We start from the raw sequence: 17,775 nt of genomic DNA on the forward strand, positions 1-17,775 counted from the left end.
TTTTTAAATAGACGGATTCGCGTTAAGGATAGAAGCGGCATCCTTTGTACGAAGCTTTAGGTGTCAGAATTTTCAAGTTTAGTAATATGTTTTTAGGTTGGAGATATCACGAAGCTATTATGAGACTGCTTCGCAGAAAGATATAGCGGATAGCCTGACCCGTTTGGGTAACGCCCAACTCCAAGATGCATAACGCTTTCACGTTACACTCGAAACAAAAAAATCCCGCACAAGGCAGGATTTTAATTTATGCATTTAGGATGAGGTTACACAAATAAAGGTTTATCCTTCATCATGGCATTCACTCTTTCTTTAACTGACTCTAAAACTGTTTCGTTATCAAAATTGGTAACCACTTCGTCAATAAGCTCTACTATGGTAAGCATATCGTCTTCTTTACAGCCACGTGTAGTTATTGCTGCAGTACCTAAACGGATTCCAGAGGTTACAAACGGCGATTTATCATCGAACGGCACCATGTTTTTATTTGCAGTAATATCGGCTTTTACCAACGCTTGTTCTGCATCTTTACCAGAAACGTTTTTGTTTCTGAGGTCTATTAACATCATGTGATTATCAGTACCTCCAGAGATAATATTGTAACCTTTTGCTACCAATGCATCTGCCATGGTTGCTGCATTTTTCTTTACTTGTAATTGGTAATTCAAGAAATTATCAGTTAACGCTTCTCCAAAGGCAATTGCTTTTGCTGCGATAATATGCTCTAATGGACCTCCTTGATTCCCCGGGAAAACCGCTGAATCTAACAAAGATGACATTTTTCTAAGTTTTCCACTTTTTAGTGTGATCCCAAATGGGTTTTCAAAATCTTTACCCATCATAATCATCCCACCTCTTGGGCCTCTTAAGGTTTTATGAGTTGTTGTAGTTACAACGTGACAATGAGGTAGTGGGTCATTTAAAATACCTTTTGCAATTAATCCCGCAGGATGCGAAATATCTGCCAATAAAATAGCACCAACGCTATCTGCAATTACTCTAAAACGCTTAAAATCTATATCTCTTGAGTATGCAGACGCTCCAGCAATAATTAATTTTGGTTGCTCTTTAGTAGCTATCTCTTGAATTTTATCGTAGTTTAAAACACCTGTTTCTTTTTCAACACCATAAAAACTGGGTTGTACAATCTACCAGAAAAGTTTACTGGCGACCCATGTGTTAAATGCCCTCCGTGAGACAAATCGAAACCTAAAATAGTATCTCCAAGTTTTATACACGCATGATAAACCGCTGTATTTGCTTGACTTCCTGAGTGTGGCTGTACATTTACATACTCTGCATTAAACAAGGCTTTTGCACGATCTATAGCGATTTGCTCTACTTCATCAACCACTTCACAGCCTCCGTAATAACGCTTTCCTGGGTAACCCTCAGCATATTTATTGGTTAAAACAGATCCTCCAGCTTCCATCACTTGGTCACTTACAAAATTCTCTGATGCTATAAGTTCTATACCATGTAATTGGCGCTGTTCTTCAGCTTGTATTAATTCAAAAATTTGTTCGTCGCGTTGCATAAAAATAAATTGTCGTTAAATAATTGCGCAAAAATAACAAATACAACACTTAAAAACATCAAAATACATATATTTACTAAGCAAGTTATACACCGATTTATTAACCTTGTAACGAAACCTATATTTTATTGATTTTTTTCTATAAAAATGAAAAAATTATGTAGGTTTGAGTAGTAATATAAAACCTTACTTATGCCCTTATCAGCAAACAACCCAGATAGAACGTCGTGGTTACACGTCGATAAAAACTCCGATTTCCCAATTCAAAATATTCCTTTTGGCGTGTTTTTAACACGCGATGATATTATAACCATTGGCACTCGTATTGGCGATACAGCTATAGACCTAGGCGCTTTACACCAATTAGGGTACTTTGAAGGTATCCCGTTAACCGATGATATTTTTCTTCAAGATACTTTGAATGATTTTATTGCAGACGGCCGTAAAACATGGCGTCTTGTAAGAAACCGCATTGCAGAAATTTTTGATGCCGAAAACGCTACCTTAAAAAACAACAAAAAAGATAAGGAGACGGTTTTGTTCCGTTTAGATGAAATAGAAATGCAATTGCCAGTTCAAATTGGCGATTATACTGATTTTTATTCCAGTATAGAACACGCCACAAATGTAGGCAGCATGTTTAGAGACCCAGAAAATGCGCTTTTGCCAAACTGGCTGCACATCCCTGTGGGCTATCACGGTAGAAGCTCTTCCATAATTCCTTCAGGAATCCCGGTGCATCGTCCACAAGGACAAACACTACCTGGCGATGCAAAAACACCAATTTTTGGTCCCAGTAAATTGGTAGATTTCGAATTAGAAATGGCATTTATTACTACCGATGCCAATGATTTAGGAGAGCCCATTCCTATCGAAGAAGCCGAAGAATACATTTTCGGACTTGTATTATTAAACGATTGGAGTGCGCGCGACATTCAAAAATGGGAATATGTGCCACTCGGCCCATTTTTAGCAAAAAATTTCGCATCGTCTATTTCTCCATGGATTATCACACTAGATGCGCTTGAGCCTTTCCGTGTTCAAGGTCCAAAACCACAGAAAAAGCAATTGCCTTACTTACAATATAAAGGCAAAAAAAGTTACGATATTAATTTGGAAGTTTCCATTCAGCCAAAAGGCGCAAAAGAAACTGTGGTAAGCAAGTCCAACTTCAAACACATGTACTGGAATATGGTGCAACAATTGGCACATCATACCGTAAACGGATGCCCAGTAAATTCGGGCGATATGATGGGTAGTGGTACCATTTCAGGCCCAGCAGAAGACAGTTATGGCTCCATGCTAGAACTCACTTGGAAAGGCGAAAAACCTTTAAAAATGAACAATGGCACCGAACGTAAATTCATTAACGATAACGATACGGTCATCATGAGAGGTTACTGTGAAAAAGACGGCACACGCATCGGTTTTGGAGAAGTTTCCACGAAGTTATTGCCAGTTTACAGCAAGAAATAATTTAGATGTTTTTTAGTTTTTTTGGGCGTTACCCACAAGGGGTCGGGCTTTCCGTTGCAAGTCCTCGCACCTCCTTCGTCGCGCTGTGGGCTTTCCTCTGCAATCCCTAACGCTAGGAGGTTCTGAAAAGTAAGTATCTATTCATAAGTCATCACTATCCTTTAAATGTTTAGGTGTTTAGGTGTTTAGGTGTTTAGGTGTTTAGGTGTTTAGGTGTTTAGGTGTTTAGGTGTTTAGGTGTTTAGGTGTTTAGGTGTTTAGGAAATTGAAAAAGCTTTAAATAAAAACAATAAAATAGTAGAAAATCAACACCCGAATCAATTCGAAGAATTGAACGTCAAGACGCAGAATAGATGCAGAAAAGCTCCGAGAACAGGAGAACGCAGTTCGACGCGGAGTTTTCAAATCGGTTTTCATTCCTTTTTTTGGGCATGAAAAATTCCTCGGCTTGATCTTGATTTTTTGGTTCGTTTTTTATCAAAAAAAAATGAACAATATAAAAAGCATCAAACATCAAAGCAAAACAAACAAGAAATCATATTAAAAGCTAAAAAGTAATAAACAACCTACTTTTTTAACAAAAATATCGTATTTCATCGTATTTATTAGTCCGTTAATCCAATATTTACTATTTTGGCACAACTATTGAAAACTACCTCAAATAACCAAAACAATAGACCCATGAAAAAAGCATTACTTTTTACACTATTAGTTTCAATACTACTATCATGTAGTACAAGAAAACAAGTTGCAACAGCAGTAAATTCTGGGAATTACGACCAAGCGATTACAACTGCTTTAAACAAACTTAGAAAGAACAAGAACAAAAAGCGTAATTATGATTATGCAATTATGTTAAAAGACGCCTATTACAAAGTTGTAGAGCGCGATTTAAATACCCTTTCTCATTTAAAAAAGGATAACAATCCAGAAACATTCAAAAGAATTTTTGAAATGTATTCAGATTTAGATGCTCGACAAGAAGCTATAAAACCTATTTTACCTTTAAACGTAAATGGTAAAAATATTGCGTTTGATTTTAACAATTACAGCAATGATATTTTAGTATCTAGAAATAAGTTGGCCGATTATTTATACGAAAAAAGTATCGATCTCTTAGAAAGTGATGACAAGCGTTTAATACGTGAAGCCTACAATGAGTTATCATATTTGAATGATATTAGCCCAAATTACGAGAACACTAACGAATTGTTAACAGAAGCTCATGAACGTGGAAAAGATTACGTTCTAGTATCTATAAACAATACCACAGAGCAAGTAATTCCTGTGCGTTTGGAAGAAGAGTTACTAAACTTTGATACCTATGGCTTAAATAAATTTTGGAGCGAATACCACGCCAATAAGCAAGCAAACCGTAAGTACGATTTTGCAATGCAATTAAATTTAAGACAAATAAACATTTCGCCAGAGCGTATTAACGAACGTGAGTTTTTAAGAGAACGTGAAGTAGCAGATGGTTGGGAATACGAAAAAGACCGTAAAGGCAACGTTGTAAAAGACAGTTTAGGAAACGATATTAAACACGAAAAGTTTATTAAGGTAAGCGGGCGCTTATTTGAAACCATACAAACCAAATCTGCGCAAGTAGTTGGAGATGTGGTGTATTTAGATAACGATACCCGTCAAACCTTAGACACCTTTACCATTGATAGTGGTTTTGTATTCGAGCATATTTTTGCAAGATACAGAGGCGACAAACGTGCCTTAACTAGTGAAGACAGACAATTGTTAAATAACAGACGTCTCCCCTTCCCAACTAATGAACAAATGGTTTTTGATACTGGCGAAGATTTAAAACTCCGACTAAAGGATATTATAAATTCCTATTCTGTAACAACAAGATATTAAAACGTAAAAACTCCCAAAGTGATTTGGGAGTTTTTTTCGCTACATATTGTAAAACTTAACTGAATAGCAGAAAGCTATTTTTTAGTTGTAATTACAACTACACCATTGGGCGCATTATATTTTTTTATGGCCTGCTCGCCTTTAAAAACATTAATACTCTCAATGTTATTAGGATCCATCTTATCAAGTTGTGCTTTCTTAGTTACTTTCCCATCAATAATTATCATAGGCTCGTTGTCCCCTCCTTTGATTCTTAATGTAGGTTCAACTGACTTTTTTTAATTTTTGTAGTAATAAGTACAACACCATTTGGGGAATTGTATTTTTCTAATTTCTTAGCATCTTTAATAACAAACACAGATTCAATTTTACTTTGATCTATCAACTCTACTGGAAAATCAAATTTCTTTTCATCTACATAAATATGTGGTTTTGCATCTTCTTTTAACTTTACAAATAGTTTATCCAAATTTGGTGCTCCTACTATAACTTTTTCTTTGTCTTTGGCTTTGTTTTTATCTTTCTCTTTATCTTGTGCTTGCACCATAGAAACGGATAAGCATAATGCAAAAATTACTAGTACTATGTTTTTCATCTTTTTAAATATTTAACTGTTCGTATTATTTTGATTTAAATGTTTTAAGGCTTGGTATATACAATTACCAAATCATCTTCGTAAATAATGTTTTGTGAGGTTTGTACCTGTTCTGTTTCCGGGAACATACTCAGAGCTTCGTCAAGCAACGCCTTTTTCTCTGCATAGCTTAACTCTTTTGGCTGAAAACTATTTATAGTTATCGTAATTAATAACAAAACTGATGCTGCAGCGGCTATCATGCCAATTTTAAACCTTGGGCTTTTGAAATTTTTATTTTCAAAATCATCCCAAAGCTTAGCATTGAAACCTTCTGGTGCTCGCTTTTTATGGTTTTTTACAAAAGCTGCCAAAGCTTTTAATTTAGGTGCTGAAGTATCGGCAGTTTCAAACAGAAATTGCTCTTCTTCTAAAGTACTCGTACCAGCTTCGTACTTTTCAATCAGGGTTTTAATATGCTCCTTTTTCATAGCTGTATGTTTTTTCTAATGCTTCGCTTATTTGTTTTCTTGCTCGCGACAATAAAACTCTTGCATGTTCTACTTTAATTTCTAGTGCTGCGGCTATTTCTGAAAACTCATAACCATCTATATCTCGCATCATAAATACGTCTTGCTGCTGCTCTGGAAGTGTTTTAAGGATATCTTCTACAATAACACTTAACTCATTATAAGCTATATCTTTATGCGCGTTTCCTGATTTTAAAACTTGAAGGTAAGGTGTGGCATCATCTACCATATTCATCTTTTTACGCAACACATCAATACAATAATTACGAGCGGTTAAGAATACAAAACCTGTGACATTAGGATGCTGCTCAAGCTGTTTACGTTTGCTCCAAAGCTTTACCATGATATCTTGAATGGCATCTTCTGCATTGGCATTACTCCCTAACATACGAGCCACCATTGGAAATAACCGTTCGGATAACGAAAACACTTTAAGTTTAAAATCGTTCTTGTTCATTCTATTTTAATAACGTTAAAATAGATGTATTCATAACAGCATTTTTTGATTTTATTTTTGAAATAAGTAAAAGTGGATCAATAATCTTAAGTATATCAAAGTTTTTAGCATCAAAATAATCATAAAAAAAACTCCCAAGTGTATTGAGAGTTTTCAAAAAAGCATTTAACATAATGTCATTGGCAAACTATCTTTTTCAATCTATGTATTATTTACCATCTAAACTCGGGTTATACTCATAGCCTTCGCTATTCCTATAATCTTGAATGATTTGATGTGCTTTATTTACAGTATTACCATGCTCTAAAGATAAATTACAATCAAAACGTACAAAATGGTAATACGGATATACTTTATGGCCAACGCCCCAAGTGATACCTTGCCCTGGTTGCTCATCAACATCGGTGTAATTTCCTGAGCGATATACACCACCACCCCAAGGTAAACTCAAGCCTTGAATTACAGGATGAAAATTTATACCATCCTCAGAGAATAGAATACTATTACGCTCCGGGCCTTCAGGCAATGTAGCACATACACCATTTCGGTATGGCCAAACCATACTCCCATGACCTCCCATTAATACTGGGTTGTATTTTGATTTAATATATGGGCCTTCAGGATTATCGGCAATGGCAACTCCTGTAGCTAATGGCATATCAGCATGTTCTTTATTAAATTCTCCTGGAGTGATATTTGGTGTCCATGGCAAACGACCTTGGCTTTTGTAGTATAAAAAATATTTACCGCCTTTAACAAAAAATGTAGGTTCGTGTATCACTTCTCCATCCCAAGCATCTTGCGAACCTGGTGTTAAAATAGGGGCATCTAATCCCTTCCATGGCCCATTAGGAGAATCGGCTACTGCCATACCAATAACGTTTGGTGCAAAATCTCCTGCCGTTGCAAATGTTTTCGCCCAACGTGCATCTTTTAAACTTGCTGCCGCTTGATATGCCAAATAATACTTGCCATTTGCAACCAATATATCTGGATTAAATGCGCTACGATGATCAAAACGTCCTTTTGCACCACGTTGGATTGCTACACCTTGTTCTTCCCATGTAATACCATCGGCAGAAGTGGCATAATATACATCGCAAATATCCCAATGGAATGCTCTTGTGTTATCATTCGCCTTATTTGGCCCTACTACTGCTGTACCAACTTGTGGTTTGGAATACCACATATAGTATGTATCTTCTACTTTTATAACACTTGACGGATAATACCGTTCCACACCGCCTGCAAAATCAAAGCCTTCAAGTTTTACATATTTAAAATCGGTATGAAACTCATTAAACTTTTCATAGCGAATCTTACCCTCACGAAAACGTTTATACGATGCACTTTCAAAGGCTTTCGTATCTTGGTCTGATTCTTTAGTGGTTTCTTGGTTTGACTGCTGGCATGAAAACAAATTCATTATTACCAATGCTAAAACAATACTGATTTTTTTCTTCATGGTGGATTTTAATGTTATAATACTTTACCTCTATTATTTATCGAACTAAAATTTAAAAAAATTAGGTTACCCTTAAATCTTGATAACAAAATCTTAAAGCGTAAGGATTAAAGCTAATGATAATAGCGAAAAACCCAAAATGCTCAAAATGCTATTTATTGCGTTTTACGTTTCAATATTTGGTAGAAAAAAACTCAAATTTTTAACAGATTATAACCTTATTACTGTAATACTTTAATAACAAAGGTCTTACAATTATGAGCTTTCACAATAAAACGTATTTAATATAATATTGAAGATGAACACTTTAAATGGCTTGTTTAGTTTTTATCTAGTAAATTAACGTTTATTTGACTACAATAATTTCTGAGAGCAACTTTTTGTTTACATTTTTTTCATAAGTTTAGATTCAAAGAATAATTAACACCTTTTTTAATAGATTCATTATGAAAATTAACATTAGTACAAGTAACAACAAAAACAACATTAGTTTAAACCCTATTTACAGATACTGCATCATTGCTTTATTTTTATTTTTAGGTACAAGTTTTGGTTACGCCCAAAAGGCAGATGCGAAAAAAGAAACCAAAGAAGAAGCAAAAGTTATTGGCTTGAAATACATTTGTGTACATGTGCTTCAACTTGAAAAATCACTTAAGCTATACCGTGAGATTCTTGGTTTTAAGCTTGACAACGCAGAAGTACTTCATGGACCAGGATTAGAAGGTATGCTAGTAATGAAATTAAAGGCAAATGATTTAACCATTGGATTATCAGTTACTGCTCCAGAATTTCAACACACCATTGGGCCTATTGGAAACACGAACCACAACCACTTTATGCTTAAGGTAAGTGATATTGGACCTATTGGAGATAAGTTGAAAGAAGAAGGTTATGAATTAGAAAATGAGAACTACAAACGTGACAAATACACATTTTTTGTAGGACCAAATGGCGAAATCATTGGGCTTTCGGCATGGGATTAAATATATTTATTTTTAATGTGATGTAAAACTAAAAAACTCCCAAGAAAATTCTTGAGAGTTTTTTTATTCTTAAATGTTACTTTGTCTGCTTGTTTTCTCTAAAAAAGTGCTTTTTGTTTTTGAGTTAGTGAATCTATTTCTCTAATTCTTATGTCTTTAAAAAACACTTCGGCAGCTTCACTTTGCAATTGAATTTTCCCTTTTATTAAAGGCACTCCATTACCTTCTTCATCAATATATCTAGAGTTTTTGAGAATCATAACAACTTCTCCGTTTACCACATGTAAACTCTTACCTTCGTAACAGTATAAATCAAGAGTATTCCATTCGTCATGTGGTTTTTCATAATTACCTTTTCTTCTACAATAGTTTCTGTACGGACTATTCATTCCAACAGGTAAAAATTCCTGAGACTCATGTGCCAAAGGATCTAACACAGACTCTGGTTTATAAGCTCTGATATCTATAGCAGAATTTTTCTGACTCCAAAAATCTCCTGTATGCCCCTCCATAATTTGAAATTCTTGAGACAGCATCCACGATCTCCAATACTCAACACCCATTGGGCCAACGGAATGGTAAAGAATACCAGAATCTTTTAGTAAATTTTTTCGATAAGCCCATGTTTTATCTCCCCATTTGTATTTTAATTGGAAGTGATAGTTTTTATACTCTTCTTTGGTAATCAAGCATCCATAATATTCACCAGTATTTTTTATAATGGTTTCAGTTCCTTCTTGAAACGTTGTAAAAACATCATAACCTGGTTTATTTAATCCGATAGGTGGAATTAACTCCCCATTTTCATCTTTTGGCTGCGAACCATCATAACCCACTTGGTGCTGATAGCTTAAAAACACATCCCATTTGGATAGGTCCGTATCAATCAAATTTTTCCAATTATAGTTTTCTGCAAGATTAGAGGTTTTTTCAGTCTTAACTTGAGAACAAGACGTTATTACTAAAAAAATGAAGAATGATATTTTACTGTAGTTCATTTACTGATAAATTTTTATTAATTATTTTACTTTTTACTTAGATAGTTTTTTCACATTTGTTTCATTACTATAGCAATTTTACAAAATTTCATTACTTATAAAATACTAATTTTTGACTTTAAATTGTTTGTTAAGTTTTAGTTCAGTATAATTTTACTTCTAATTTTTAGCTTTTTTGCTAAGTTACTATCACGATGTATTACTTGAAAAATTAAATTTTATGTTAGAAACTTAAAAAGGCGCTTCACAAACAAATTCTAAAACTTCTTGTGTTACTGGGTGTATGAATTTTAAAAGTTCAGCATGTAAATGTAATCGTTCTCCTCTGGTACCATATAAATCATCGCCAACAATTGGAATATTCAATCCATCAGCATGTGCAGCATGAACACGTAATTGATGTGTACGCCCAGAAATAGGATAAAAGTGAATACGTGTGTTGCTGTTTTCAATAGCAACCACTTTGTATTTTGTTTGAGCAGGTTTACCATGTTCATAGCACACCAATTGCTGCGGACGATTATCCAAATCTACTCGCAATGGCAAATCTATAACACCTTTTTTTGTTTTAAGTTTACCATCCAATATAGCAACATACCTTTTTTTATAGTACGCGCTATGAATTGCTTTTGAAGATTTTTGTGTGTTTTCTCGTTTTTAGCTACCAATAATAATCCTGAGGTTGACATATCCAAACGATGCACCAATAAAGGCCCTTTAGCTTTTGGCAAATAGCGTTTCATTCTATTTAATACCGACTCTTGAATATGCTTCCCAGGTACCGATAAAAACTCATGAGGTTTGTTTACTAAAAGTAAATACTCATCTTCATAAAAAATCTCCAATGGTGCCTTATATTCAATACTATGCTGAATAGGGTTTTCAGCAACATTCAAACCTTGCATCATATGCCCCAAAATAGGTTCGCATTTGCTACGGCATGATGGATAGAACTGTTTGTGTTTCCGCACTTCTGATTTTGGCGATGTTCCCCACCAAAACTCCGCCATAGCAATCGGCTTTAAATTATTCTCATAGGCATATTGAAACAGCTTTGGTGCGGCACACTCTCCTGAACCGGCAGGCGGTGGCACTAGAGCATCTTTGAATATATCTAATAAATCTTTTATCTGGCCTTTCGCATTCAAGAAACGATATTGCTCATGCAAACGCTTTTGCAAAAACGCAGATAGTGCAGCCCGTTTTTCTCTGAGACTTGCAATAGGTTTTACTATAGTGTTTAATTCAGAAGTAGCACTTTTAATTTTAGTATCCCAATCTTGTTTTAAATCTTTCAAACGGAAATGATAATAAATACTCTGCTGTTTTAAATCTTCATCTAAAACCTCGTAATCTGTTTTAGATAATTCGTTTAAAGCGGTTTCACGTTTTGCCCTTCGCTCTTTTCTCTTCGCTTTAATCTCAGCTTTAAAATCTTTTAATTCAGTATCATAACGCTTAAGAGTTTTATCTAAATTAGATTTTGCTACTCTTAATTCTGGAGCTGCTTCTAAATGTTCTATATCACGATTTAACCTGTTTAATTCGGCTTCTCCTCTTTTGTAAAATCCGTTTTCATCTAAGGTATCATAAACTGTAGGCACAAAACCGTTATGGTAATTATTCTCAGCTAATTTCCCTGAAAACGCTGCTAAATAGCCTAATTCGTTGTTTACATTTTGCACTACCATCACGCCAAACATCTTTCCTATTACTAAGCCTTTTTGTTTTTGATTTAATCCGAAATTATGATCAAAATCAGTTTGCGTTTCTAAATACTGTTGCAAATCTTTAGCAGCAAGACGACTTAATGCATGTGGTTCATAATAAAAAGGAAAAGTGAATTGTTTTGGTAACTCAAACTCCAAAGGAACATCAAGCGTATGAAAAAAAGTATCGGTAAACTTAGGTGTGCGCATCGTTTAAAAAATCCCCAGATAAAATCCGTTTTTTATCTTTTAAATTCTGGTTGTAAAGATACACCCAAGAATTTACAGAATTTCCATTTTCCAAAAAAACTGTTGTGATGTCTCTAAAAAATAAACTAGTTTTAGGATGATTTATATCACAACCTTCATAATTATCTAAAGTTTTAAATATTTTAAAAGTATCTTTTAATTTAAAAACAGTACCGTAAATATGTTCAGAAGTATTTTCACTTAAAACAGCTCCTGGAAACCAAGAAATAGCATATAACTTTCCCAATATAGAACCTCTACCTATAATTTCAGAATTGTTTGATAAAAATTGAGACATTTCATTATCTAAATCTTTTTGTAAGGTGCCGTAAACAAACAGGTAATCAGAATTCAATAGGGAGATTGACTAAATAAATCGATTCAAATCAACTTGATTAATTTGCCCATGAGAAGCATGTGCCACCAATTCACCATTTTTTATAACCAAAAGTTGTGGAGATTCATGTATTAATTGAAAAACATAACCTACTTCATCAGAAATTTGTCGATAACTCAATAAATCCAAATAGTATAAATCTATTTCTTTTTCACTAAAATTATAGTCCTTAATAAACTGGCGTTGTACCATGCTACTAATTCCACAACGCGTAGAATGTTTAAAAATCACTTGTGGTTTTATGCTCGACTTTTTCTTAATATAATCAATTTGCTGCAAATCATTAAAAGGTATCCAAGGAATTACCTTTTCTTCTTTAACTACTTTATCTCCTCCAAATATCTTATTCAATAATCCCATATCACTATTAACTCTTTACTATTTTAAACGTAAAATTCTCGTTTACATTGTTTTATTTTGGACGTTATCCTAAAGGGTCGGGCTTTACGTTTCAAGTCCTCGCACCTCCTACATCGAGTTGTGGGCTTTACTCTACAATCCCTAACGCGCCACTATTATGTGCTTACTCAAACCTTAAGTCGCATATCAATTTAAAATCTTACATCTGACGAAAAGTCACTTATTTCAAAGAAATTCACGACATTTTGTCTTGAAAAAGAGTGCTTTTAAAATTGGTAAGATAATTGACTAAAACAGGATGTAAAGTTAAGTAAAAAGAATACAAATTATATAAAAATGAATTTTAATAATTATACCATAAAATCTCAAGAAGCCATACAACAAGCGCAACAAGTTGCTCAAGGTTTCGGGCATCAACAAATTGAAAATGAACATCTATTTAAAGCCATTTTTGAAGTTGATGAAAACGTATTACCATTCCTATTAAAAAAATTGAATGTAAACGTTTCGATATTAGAACAAGCGCTTGATAAACAATTAGAAAGTTTTCCTAAAGTTTCAGGCACAGATTTAATGCTTTCTCGCGAAGCTGGAAAATCTTTAAATGAAGCATCTATCATCGCAAAAAAAATGAAGGACGATTTTGTGTCCATTGAGCATTTAATTTTAGCTGTTTTTAAATCGAAAAGCAAAATTGCGCAAATGCTTAAGGATCAAGGAGTGACCGAAAAAGGACTTAAAGCTGCAATTGACGAATTACGTAAGGGAGAAAATGTAACCTCTCAAAATCAAGAAGAAACTTATAATTCTTTGAGTAAATACGCTAAAAATTTAAATCAACTTGCTAAAGACGGTAAACTAGACCCTGTTATTGGGCGAGATGAAGAAATACGTCGTATACTCCAAATCTTATCTCGTCGTACTAAAAACAATCCTATTTTAGTTGGAGAACCTGGAACAGGTAAAACCGCTATTGCTGAAGGTTTAGCACACAGGATTATCGATGGAGATATTCCAGAAAACCTAAAAGACAAACAAATTTTCGCTTTAGATATGGGTGCACTAATTGCAGGTGCAAAATATAAAGGAGAGTTTGAAGAGCGTTTAAAAGCCGTTATCAAAGAAGTTACTACTAGTGACGGTGACATCGTGTTATTTATAGATGAAATTCACACTCTTGTTGGAGCCGGTGGCGGGCAAGGTGCTATGGATGCCGCAAACATTCTAAAACCTGCTCTTGCCCGTGGCGAATTGCGAGCAATAGGCGCAACCACTCTAGATGAATATCAAAAATACTTTGAAAAAGATAAAGCCTTAGAGCGTCGTTTCCAAAAAGTAATGGTTGATGAACCTGATACTGAAAGTGCGATTTCAATCTTAAGAGGTATCAAAGAAAAATACGAAACGCACCATAAAGTGCGTATAAAAGATGATGCTATTATTGGTGCAGTAGAATTATCGCAACGCTACATTACAAACCGTTTTTTACCAGATAAAGCTATTGATTTGATGGACGAAGCTGCTTCTAAAATGCGTATGGAAATCAATTCAAAACCAGAAGAATTGGATGTTTTGGATCGTAAAATCATGCAGTTAGAAATAGAGATAGAAGCCATTAAACGTGAAAAAGATGAAGCGAAATTAAAAACGTTACGTTCTGATTTAGCAAATCTAAAAGAGCAACGCAACGATTTAAATGCCAAATGGAAAAGTGAAAAAGAAGTGGTTGATAATATCCAAAATACAAAACAAGATATTGAAAACTACAAGCTAGAAGCTGAAAAATCCGAACGTGAAGGCGATTACGGAAAAGTTGCAGAATTACGTTATGGAAAAATCAAGGAAGCCCAAGAGCAACTTGAGGTATTTCAAAAGCAATTGCAAGCTCAATCTGAAAACTCTTTAATAAAAGAAGAAGTAATTTATGATGATATCGCAGAAATTGTTGCAAAATGGACAGGTATCCCTGTAACTAAAATGATTCAAAGTGAGCGCGAAAAATTATTAAAACTTGAAGACGAATTACACAAACGCGTAGTTGGTCAAGAAGAAGCTATTGAGGCTGTTAGTGACGCCGTAAGACGTAGTCGAGCTGGTTTACAAAACCCTCAAAAACCTATTGGAACATTTCTATTTTTAGGAACTACAGGTGTAGGTAAAACCGAATTAGCAAAAGCCTTAGCTGAATATTTGTTTGATGATGAAAACGCAATGACTAGAATTGATATGAGTGAATATCAAGAACGCCATGCAGTAAGCAGGTTGGTTGGTGCTCCTCCAGGATATGTGGGGTATGATGAAGGCGGACAATTAACAGAAGCTGTGAGACGTAAACCTTATTCTGTTGTATTGTTAGATGAAATTGAAAAAGCTCACCCTGATACGTTTAACATCTTGTTACAAGTTCTAGATGAAGGACACTTAACAGATAATAAAGGCCGTGTAGCAGATTTTAAAAACACAATCATAATTATGACTTCCAATATGGGAAGCACTATAATTCAAGAACGTTTTGAAGCCACAAAAGACATTGATTCCGCCATTGAAGCTGCAAAAGTTGACGTACTAGCGTTGTTGAAGCAAACTGTAAGACCAGAGTTTTTAAACAGAATAGATGATACAGTAATGTTTACACCATTAAGCAAAGAAAATATTGTTGATATTGTTGGCCTACAATTAAAAAGTGTTACTAAAATGATTGCTCAACAAGGTATTACTTTTGACGCTACACAGCAAGCTATAGATTACCTAGCTGAAAAGGGTTATAACCCAGAATACGGCGCTAGACCTGTAAAACGTGTCATACAAAAAGAAGTGCTAAATGCATTGAGTAAAGAAATTTTAGCAGGAAAAGTAACAACAGACAGTATCATTCTACTAGATGCTTTTGATGATAAGCTAGTATTTAGAAATCAAAGTGACTTGGTAGAAAACATATAATAATTAGTTTGGTTGGTTAGTTGAGAAGCAACGTGAGTCTTTTATAAGATAGCGTTGCTTTTTTGTTATTATAAAAAATATACCGATTGGTATATTTTTTATATATTTGTCCTAATATGTTAACAAAAGCCGAACTTACAGCACAACACATCATAGAAATTTCTGCTCCAATATTCAACAAAAATGGGTATGCAGCAACTTCAATAGCAGATATCACAAAGGCAACAGGGCTTACTAAAGGCGCCATTTATGGGAACTTTAAAAACAAAGAAGATTTAGCTTATGCCTGTTTTAAATTTATGGTAAACTACTTAATGAGACCAATAGCTAATCATTTAGAACAAAGCGACTCACCCATCCAAAAATTATATCTAATTACAGATTTTTATAAAGATTACTATCCTTTTAGCAAAAAAATGGGAGGTTGTCCCGTTTTAAATATCGGTGTAGATGCTAATAATAGTAATTCAGAATTATTAAGAAAAGTCCGTGATGTTATTCAACGCATTCAAGATAATTTATGTACAATTATAGAAAGCGGTATAGAAGCAGGTGAAATTTCATCTGAAATTAATTCAATGCGTTATGCCAAAAGAATAGATACCATTATTCAAGGAGCAATTTTTATGACTTATACGATGGATGATGAATTTTATATGAAAGACGCCATGAAATACATCAATCAAATGATTAGAACCGAACTAAAAAAGTAAAAAATTTACAATAAAATATACCGATTGGTATATTATAACACTAAAATTATGAAAGCACTTCCAAAAATATTAGAAACAAGCACAAAAATTAGATTTCAACATTGCGATCCATTTAATCACCTTAACAATGGAAGTTATATTGATTACTTTATGAATCATCGAGAAGATGCACTAATTAAACACTATAATGTTGATATTTTCAAAATGGCAAGGTTAGAAGGCAAAAGCTGGGTATCTAGCAGTAATCAAATTGCATATTTAAAACCAGCTTTTTTAATGGAAACTGTAATTATTGAATCACAACTTATTGAGTTTGATAATAGTGCTTTAAAAGTTGAAATGCGCATGTTTAATGAAAATAAGACTCATTTAAAAGCCATTATTTGGTGCGGCTATGTTCATTTTAATCTTTTGAAGCAAAAACGAGAAGTACACTCCGAGGATTTTATACAATTATTCAAAAAAGTAAATTACCCTGTAACTGCTTCTAATTTTGAAAACAGACTGCTACATTTTAAAAATAAAACTATAAAAAACGTTTAAATTAATCTTAATAAGTATCGATATAAAGTTTCAATTCGTCGAATATTCAAATTATATCTAAAAATACTCTACAATAATGCCTAAATTTAAATGTTTATTACTCTGTTGATAAAAAAATAACATATCTCCCTCTTGTTGGTCCTAAATTTTTAATTTCACAGTTGTCTTATCGCTCCAATCAAGACAGCAAAAAACTATTAATTTTTAAAGAAAACCTACTTTTTATTTATGAATTTATCTAACTATATTGATTACACATTTTTAAAACCAACAGCTACTGAACGTGATATTATAAATGTGTGTAAGATAGCAAAGGCAAATAATTATTTTTCTGTATGTGTTAACGGATGTTACGTGCAATTGGCGAAACAACTTTTAAAAGATACCGATGTTAAAGTATGTACTGTAGTAGGGTTTCCATTGGGTGTTACATCTACAAAAAGTAAAATTTCAGAAGCTTTAAATGCTATTGAAGATGGTGCCAATGAGATAGACATGGTTATTAACTTAGGTTATCTTAAAAGTAGAAATCATGTATCTGTTTTAAGAGATATTAGTGATGTAAAACGTGCCGTTGGAGATACACCTTTAAAAGTAATTTTAGAGATATCTGAGTTGAATAAAAATGAGATAGTAAAAGCTTGTGAAATATGCGTAGATGCTAATGCTGATTATGTAAAAACCTCAACAGGTTTTGCTTCTGGTGGTGCAACATTTACCGCGGTTAAAATCATGAAGAAAATCATAAAAGATAAAGCTAAAATAAAAGCTTCTGGTGGTATTCAAGATTTTGAAACTGCTGTAAAGTATCTAGAATGTGGTGCTGACAGAATTGGAACATCAAAAATGCTTAAACCAGAAAGCGATACACTACAAAAAAGAAATTCTAAAATTTACAGACGTTATATTGAAACCTCTCAAAAAAGTGAAGTTTCAATTACTAATTTGAATTTAAAAGAAAGTAAGGTTTAA

Annotated in this window: 15 protein-coding genes and 2 pseudogenes; 7 read left to right on the plus strand and 10 right to left on the minus strand. The window is 33.7% G+C overall.

What is annotated here, in order from left to right; translation table 11 throughout:
- Nucleotides 1-266: 266 nt before the first annotated feature.
- Nucleotides 267-1,537: pseudogene (glyA, locus tag AC0L5U_RS05260) on the minus strand (serine hydroxymethyltransferase).
- A gap of 192 nt (nucleotides 1,538-1,729) precedes the next feature.
- Here glyA and fahA point away from each other — a divergent pair.
- Together fahA and AC0L5U_RS05270 are read left to right on the plus strand one after the other, a co-directional pair.
- The gene (gene fahA, locus AC0L5U_RS05265) at nucleotides 1,730-3,013 is read left to right on the plus strand and encodes a fumarylacetoacetase (protein WP_473415042.1); all 1,284 of its coding nucleotides are present in this window, start codon (nucleotides 1,730-1,732) and stop codon (nucleotides 3,011-3,013) included.
- Nucleotides 3,014-3,694: 681 nt separating this feature from the next.
- Nucleotides 3,695-4,882, plus strand: coding sequence for a hypothetical protein (locus tag AC0L5U_RS05270; RefSeq protein ID WP_473415044.1), 1,188 nt, complete (start codon nucleotides 3,695-3,697; stop codon nucleotides 4,880-4,882).
- Nucleotides 4,883-4,956: 74 nt separating this feature from the next.
- Here AC0L5U_RS05270 and AC0L5U_RS05275 read toward each other — a convergent pair whose 3' ends face one another.
- The 5 genes from AC0L5U_RS05275 to AC0L5U_RS05295 form a co-directional block, all read right to left on the minus strand.
- Nucleotides 4,957-5,109 carry a hypothetical protein gene (locus AC0L5U_RS05275; RefSeq protein WP_473415045.1) on the minus strand — a complete coding sequence of 51 codons (153 nt, stop codon included), beginning with the start codon at nucleotides 5,107-5,109 and terminating at the stop codon, nucleotides 4,957-4,959.
- A 26-nt stretch (nucleotides 5,110-5,135) separates the two neighbouring features.
- Nucleotides 5,136-5,477 carry a hypothetical protein gene (locus AC0L5U_RS05280; protein ID WP_473415047.1) on the minus strand — a complete coding sequence of 114 codons (342 nt, stop codon included), beginning with the start codon at nucleotides 5,475-5,477 and terminating at the stop codon, nucleotides 5,136-5,138.
- Nucleotides 5,478-5,521: 44 nt separating this feature from the next.
- Nucleotides 5,522-5,947 carry a hypothetical protein gene (locus AC0L5U_RS05285; RefSeq protein ID WP_473415048.1) on the minus strand — a complete coding sequence of 142 codons (426 nt, stop codon included), beginning with the start codon at nucleotides 5,945-5,947 and terminating at the stop codon, nucleotides 5,522-5,524.
- Complete coding sequence (locus AC0L5U_RS05290) at nucleotides 5,928-6,443, minus strand: RNA polymerase sigma factor (protein WP_473415051.1); 516 nt, start codon at nucleotides 6,441-6,443, stop codon at nucleotides 5,928-5,930. Before AC0L5U_RS05290 ends, AC0L5U_RS05285 begins: the two co-directional genes overlap by 20 nt.
- Before the next feature lie 208 nt (nucleotides 6,444-6,651).
- A complete protein-coding gene (locus tag AC0L5U_RS05295; RefSeq protein ID WP_473415052.1) occupies nucleotides 6,652-7,908 on the minus strand; it encodes a glycoside hydrolase family 117 protein in 1,257 nt (418 codons plus the stop codon).
- Nucleotides 7,909-8,354: 446 nt separating this feature from the next.
- Between AC0L5U_RS05295 and AC0L5U_RS05300 the strand changes: the two genes are divergently transcribed.
- Nucleotides 8,355-8,894: a VOC family protein gene (locus AC0L5U_RS05300; protein WP_473415053.1), complete on the plus strand. Its 540-nt coding sequence runs from the start codon at nucleotides 8,355-8,357 to the stop codon at nucleotides 8,892-8,894.
- 98 nt (nucleotides 8,895-8,992) lie between these two features.
- Here AC0L5U_RS05300 and AC0L5U_RS05305 read toward each other — a convergent pair whose 3' ends face one another.
- From AC0L5U_RS05305 to ytxJ, 4 genes and pseudogenes are all read right to left on the minus strand, one after another.
- Nucleotides 8,993-9,892, minus strand: a complete 900-nt coding sequence (locus AC0L5U_RS05305; RefSeq protein WP_473415055.1) for a 3-keto-disaccharide hydrolase — start codon at nucleotides 9,890-9,892, stop codon at nucleotides 8,993-8,995.
- 231 nt (nucleotides 9,893-10,123) lie between these two features.
- A pseudogene (locus tag AC0L5U_RS05310) lies at nucleotides 10,124-11,811 on the minus strand (RluA family pseudouridine synthase).
- Nucleotides 11,798-12,205, minus strand: a complete 408-nt coding sequence (locus AC0L5U_RS05315) for a gamma-glutamylcyclotransferase family protein (protein WP_473415056.1) — start codon at nucleotides 12,203-12,205, stop codon at nucleotides 11,798-11,800. Before AC0L5U_RS05315 ends, AC0L5U_RS05310 begins: the two are co-directional and overlap by 14 nt.
- A 12-nt stretch (nucleotides 12,206-12,217) precedes the next feature.
- Nucleotides 12,218-12,607 (minus strand): bacillithiol system redox-active protein YtxJ, encoded by a 390-nt coding sequence (gene ytxJ / locus AC0L5U_RS05320; RefSeq protein WP_473415057.1) that lies wholly within the window; start codon nucleotides 12,605-12,607, stop codon nucleotides 12,218-12,220.
- 336 nt (nucleotides 12,608-12,943) lie between these two features.
- On the opposite strand from ytxJ, the gene clpB reads away from it, so the two are divergent.
- The 4 genes from clpB to deoC all read left to right on the plus strand — a co-directional run bounded on the left by clpB (nucleotide 12,944) and on the right by deoC (nucleotide 17,775).
- A complete protein-coding gene (gene clpB / locus AC0L5U_RS05325) occupies nucleotides 12,944-15,547 on the plus strand; it encodes an ATP-dependent chaperone ClpB (protein ID WP_473415059.1) in 2,604 nt (867 codons plus the stop codon).
- A gap of 116 nt (nucleotides 15,548-15,663) precedes the next feature.
- Complete coding sequence (locus tag AC0L5U_RS05330; RefSeq protein ID WP_473415060.1) at nucleotides 15,664-16,260, plus strand: TetR/AcrR family transcriptional regulator; 597 nt, start codon at nucleotides 15,664-15,666, stop codon at nucleotides 16,258-16,260.
- Nucleotides 16,261-16,308: 48 nt separating this feature from the next.
- Nucleotides 16,309-16,803, plus strand: coding sequence for an acyl-CoA thioesterase (locus AC0L5U_RS05335; protein WP_473415061.1), 495 nt, complete (start codon nucleotides 16,309-16,311; stop codon nucleotides 16,801-16,803).
- Nucleotides 16,804-17,031: 228 nt separating this feature from the next.
- Entirely contained in the window at nucleotides 17,032-17,775 is a 744-nt protein-coding gene (gene deoC, locus AC0L5U_RS05340) for a deoxyribose-phosphate aldolase (protein WP_473415062.1), read from the plus strand.

It is taken from the genome of Jejuia sp. G7-7 (assembly GCF_055808955.1).

What these genes read in the sequence shown, in the direction of transcription:
- fahA (WP_473415042.1), top strand. Translation starts at nt 1,730, where the DNA reads ATGCCCTTATCAGCAAACAACCCAGATAGAACGTCGTGGTTACACGTC.
- AC0L5U_RS05270 (WP_473415044.1), top strand. Translation starts at nt 3,695, where the DNA reads ATGAAAAAAGCATTACTTTTTACACTATTAGTTTCAATACTACTATCA.
- AC0L5U_RS05275 (WP_473415045.1), bottom strand. Translation starts at nt 5,109, where the DNA reads ATGATAATTATTGATGGGAAAGTAACTAAGAAAGCACAACTTGATAAG.
- AC0L5U_RS05280 (WP_473415047.1), bottom strand. Translation starts at nt 5,477, where the DNA reads ATGAAAAACATAGTACTAGTAATTTTTGCATTATGCTTATCCGTTTCT.
- AC0L5U_RS05285 (WP_473415048.1), bottom strand. Translation starts at nt 5,947, where the DNA reads ATGAAAAAGGAGCATATTAAAACCCTGATTGAAAAGTACGAAGCTGGT.
- AC0L5U_RS05290 (WP_473415051.1), bottom strand. Translation starts at nt 6,443, where the DNA reads ATGAACAAGAACGATTTTAAACTTAAAGTGTTTTCGTTATCCGAACGG.
- AC0L5U_RS05295 (WP_473415052.1), bottom strand. Translation starts at nt 7,908, where the DNA reads ATGAAGAAAAAAATCAGTATTGTTTTAGCATTGGTAATAATGAATTTG.
- AC0L5U_RS05300 (WP_473415053.1), top strand. Translation starts at nt 8,355, where the DNA reads ATGAAAATTAACATTAGTACAAGTAACAACAAAAACAACATTAGTTTA.
- AC0L5U_RS05305 (WP_473415055.1), bottom strand. Translation starts at nt 9,892, where the DNA reads ATGAACTACAGTAAAATATCATTCTTCATTTTTTTAGTAATAACGTCT.
- ytxJ (WP_473415057.1), bottom strand. Translation starts at nt 12,607, where the DNA reads ATGGGATTATTGAATAAGATATTTGGAGGAGATAAAGTAGTTAAAGAA.
- clpB (WP_473415059.1), top strand. Translation starts at nt 12,944, where the DNA reads ATGAATTTTAATAATTATACCATAAAATCTCAAGAAGCCATACAACAA.
- AC0L5U_RS05330 (WP_473415060.1), top strand. Translation starts at nt 15,664, where the DNA reads ATGTTAACAAAAGCCGAACTTACAGCACAACACATCATAGAAATTTCT.
- AC0L5U_RS05335 (WP_473415061.1), top strand. Translation starts at nt 16,309, where the DNA reads ATGAAAGCACTTCCAAAAATATTAGAAACAAGCACAAAAATTAGATTT.
- deoC (WP_473415062.1), top strand. Translation starts at nt 17,032, where the DNA reads ATGAATTTATCTAACTATATTGATTACACATTTTTAAAACCAACAGCT.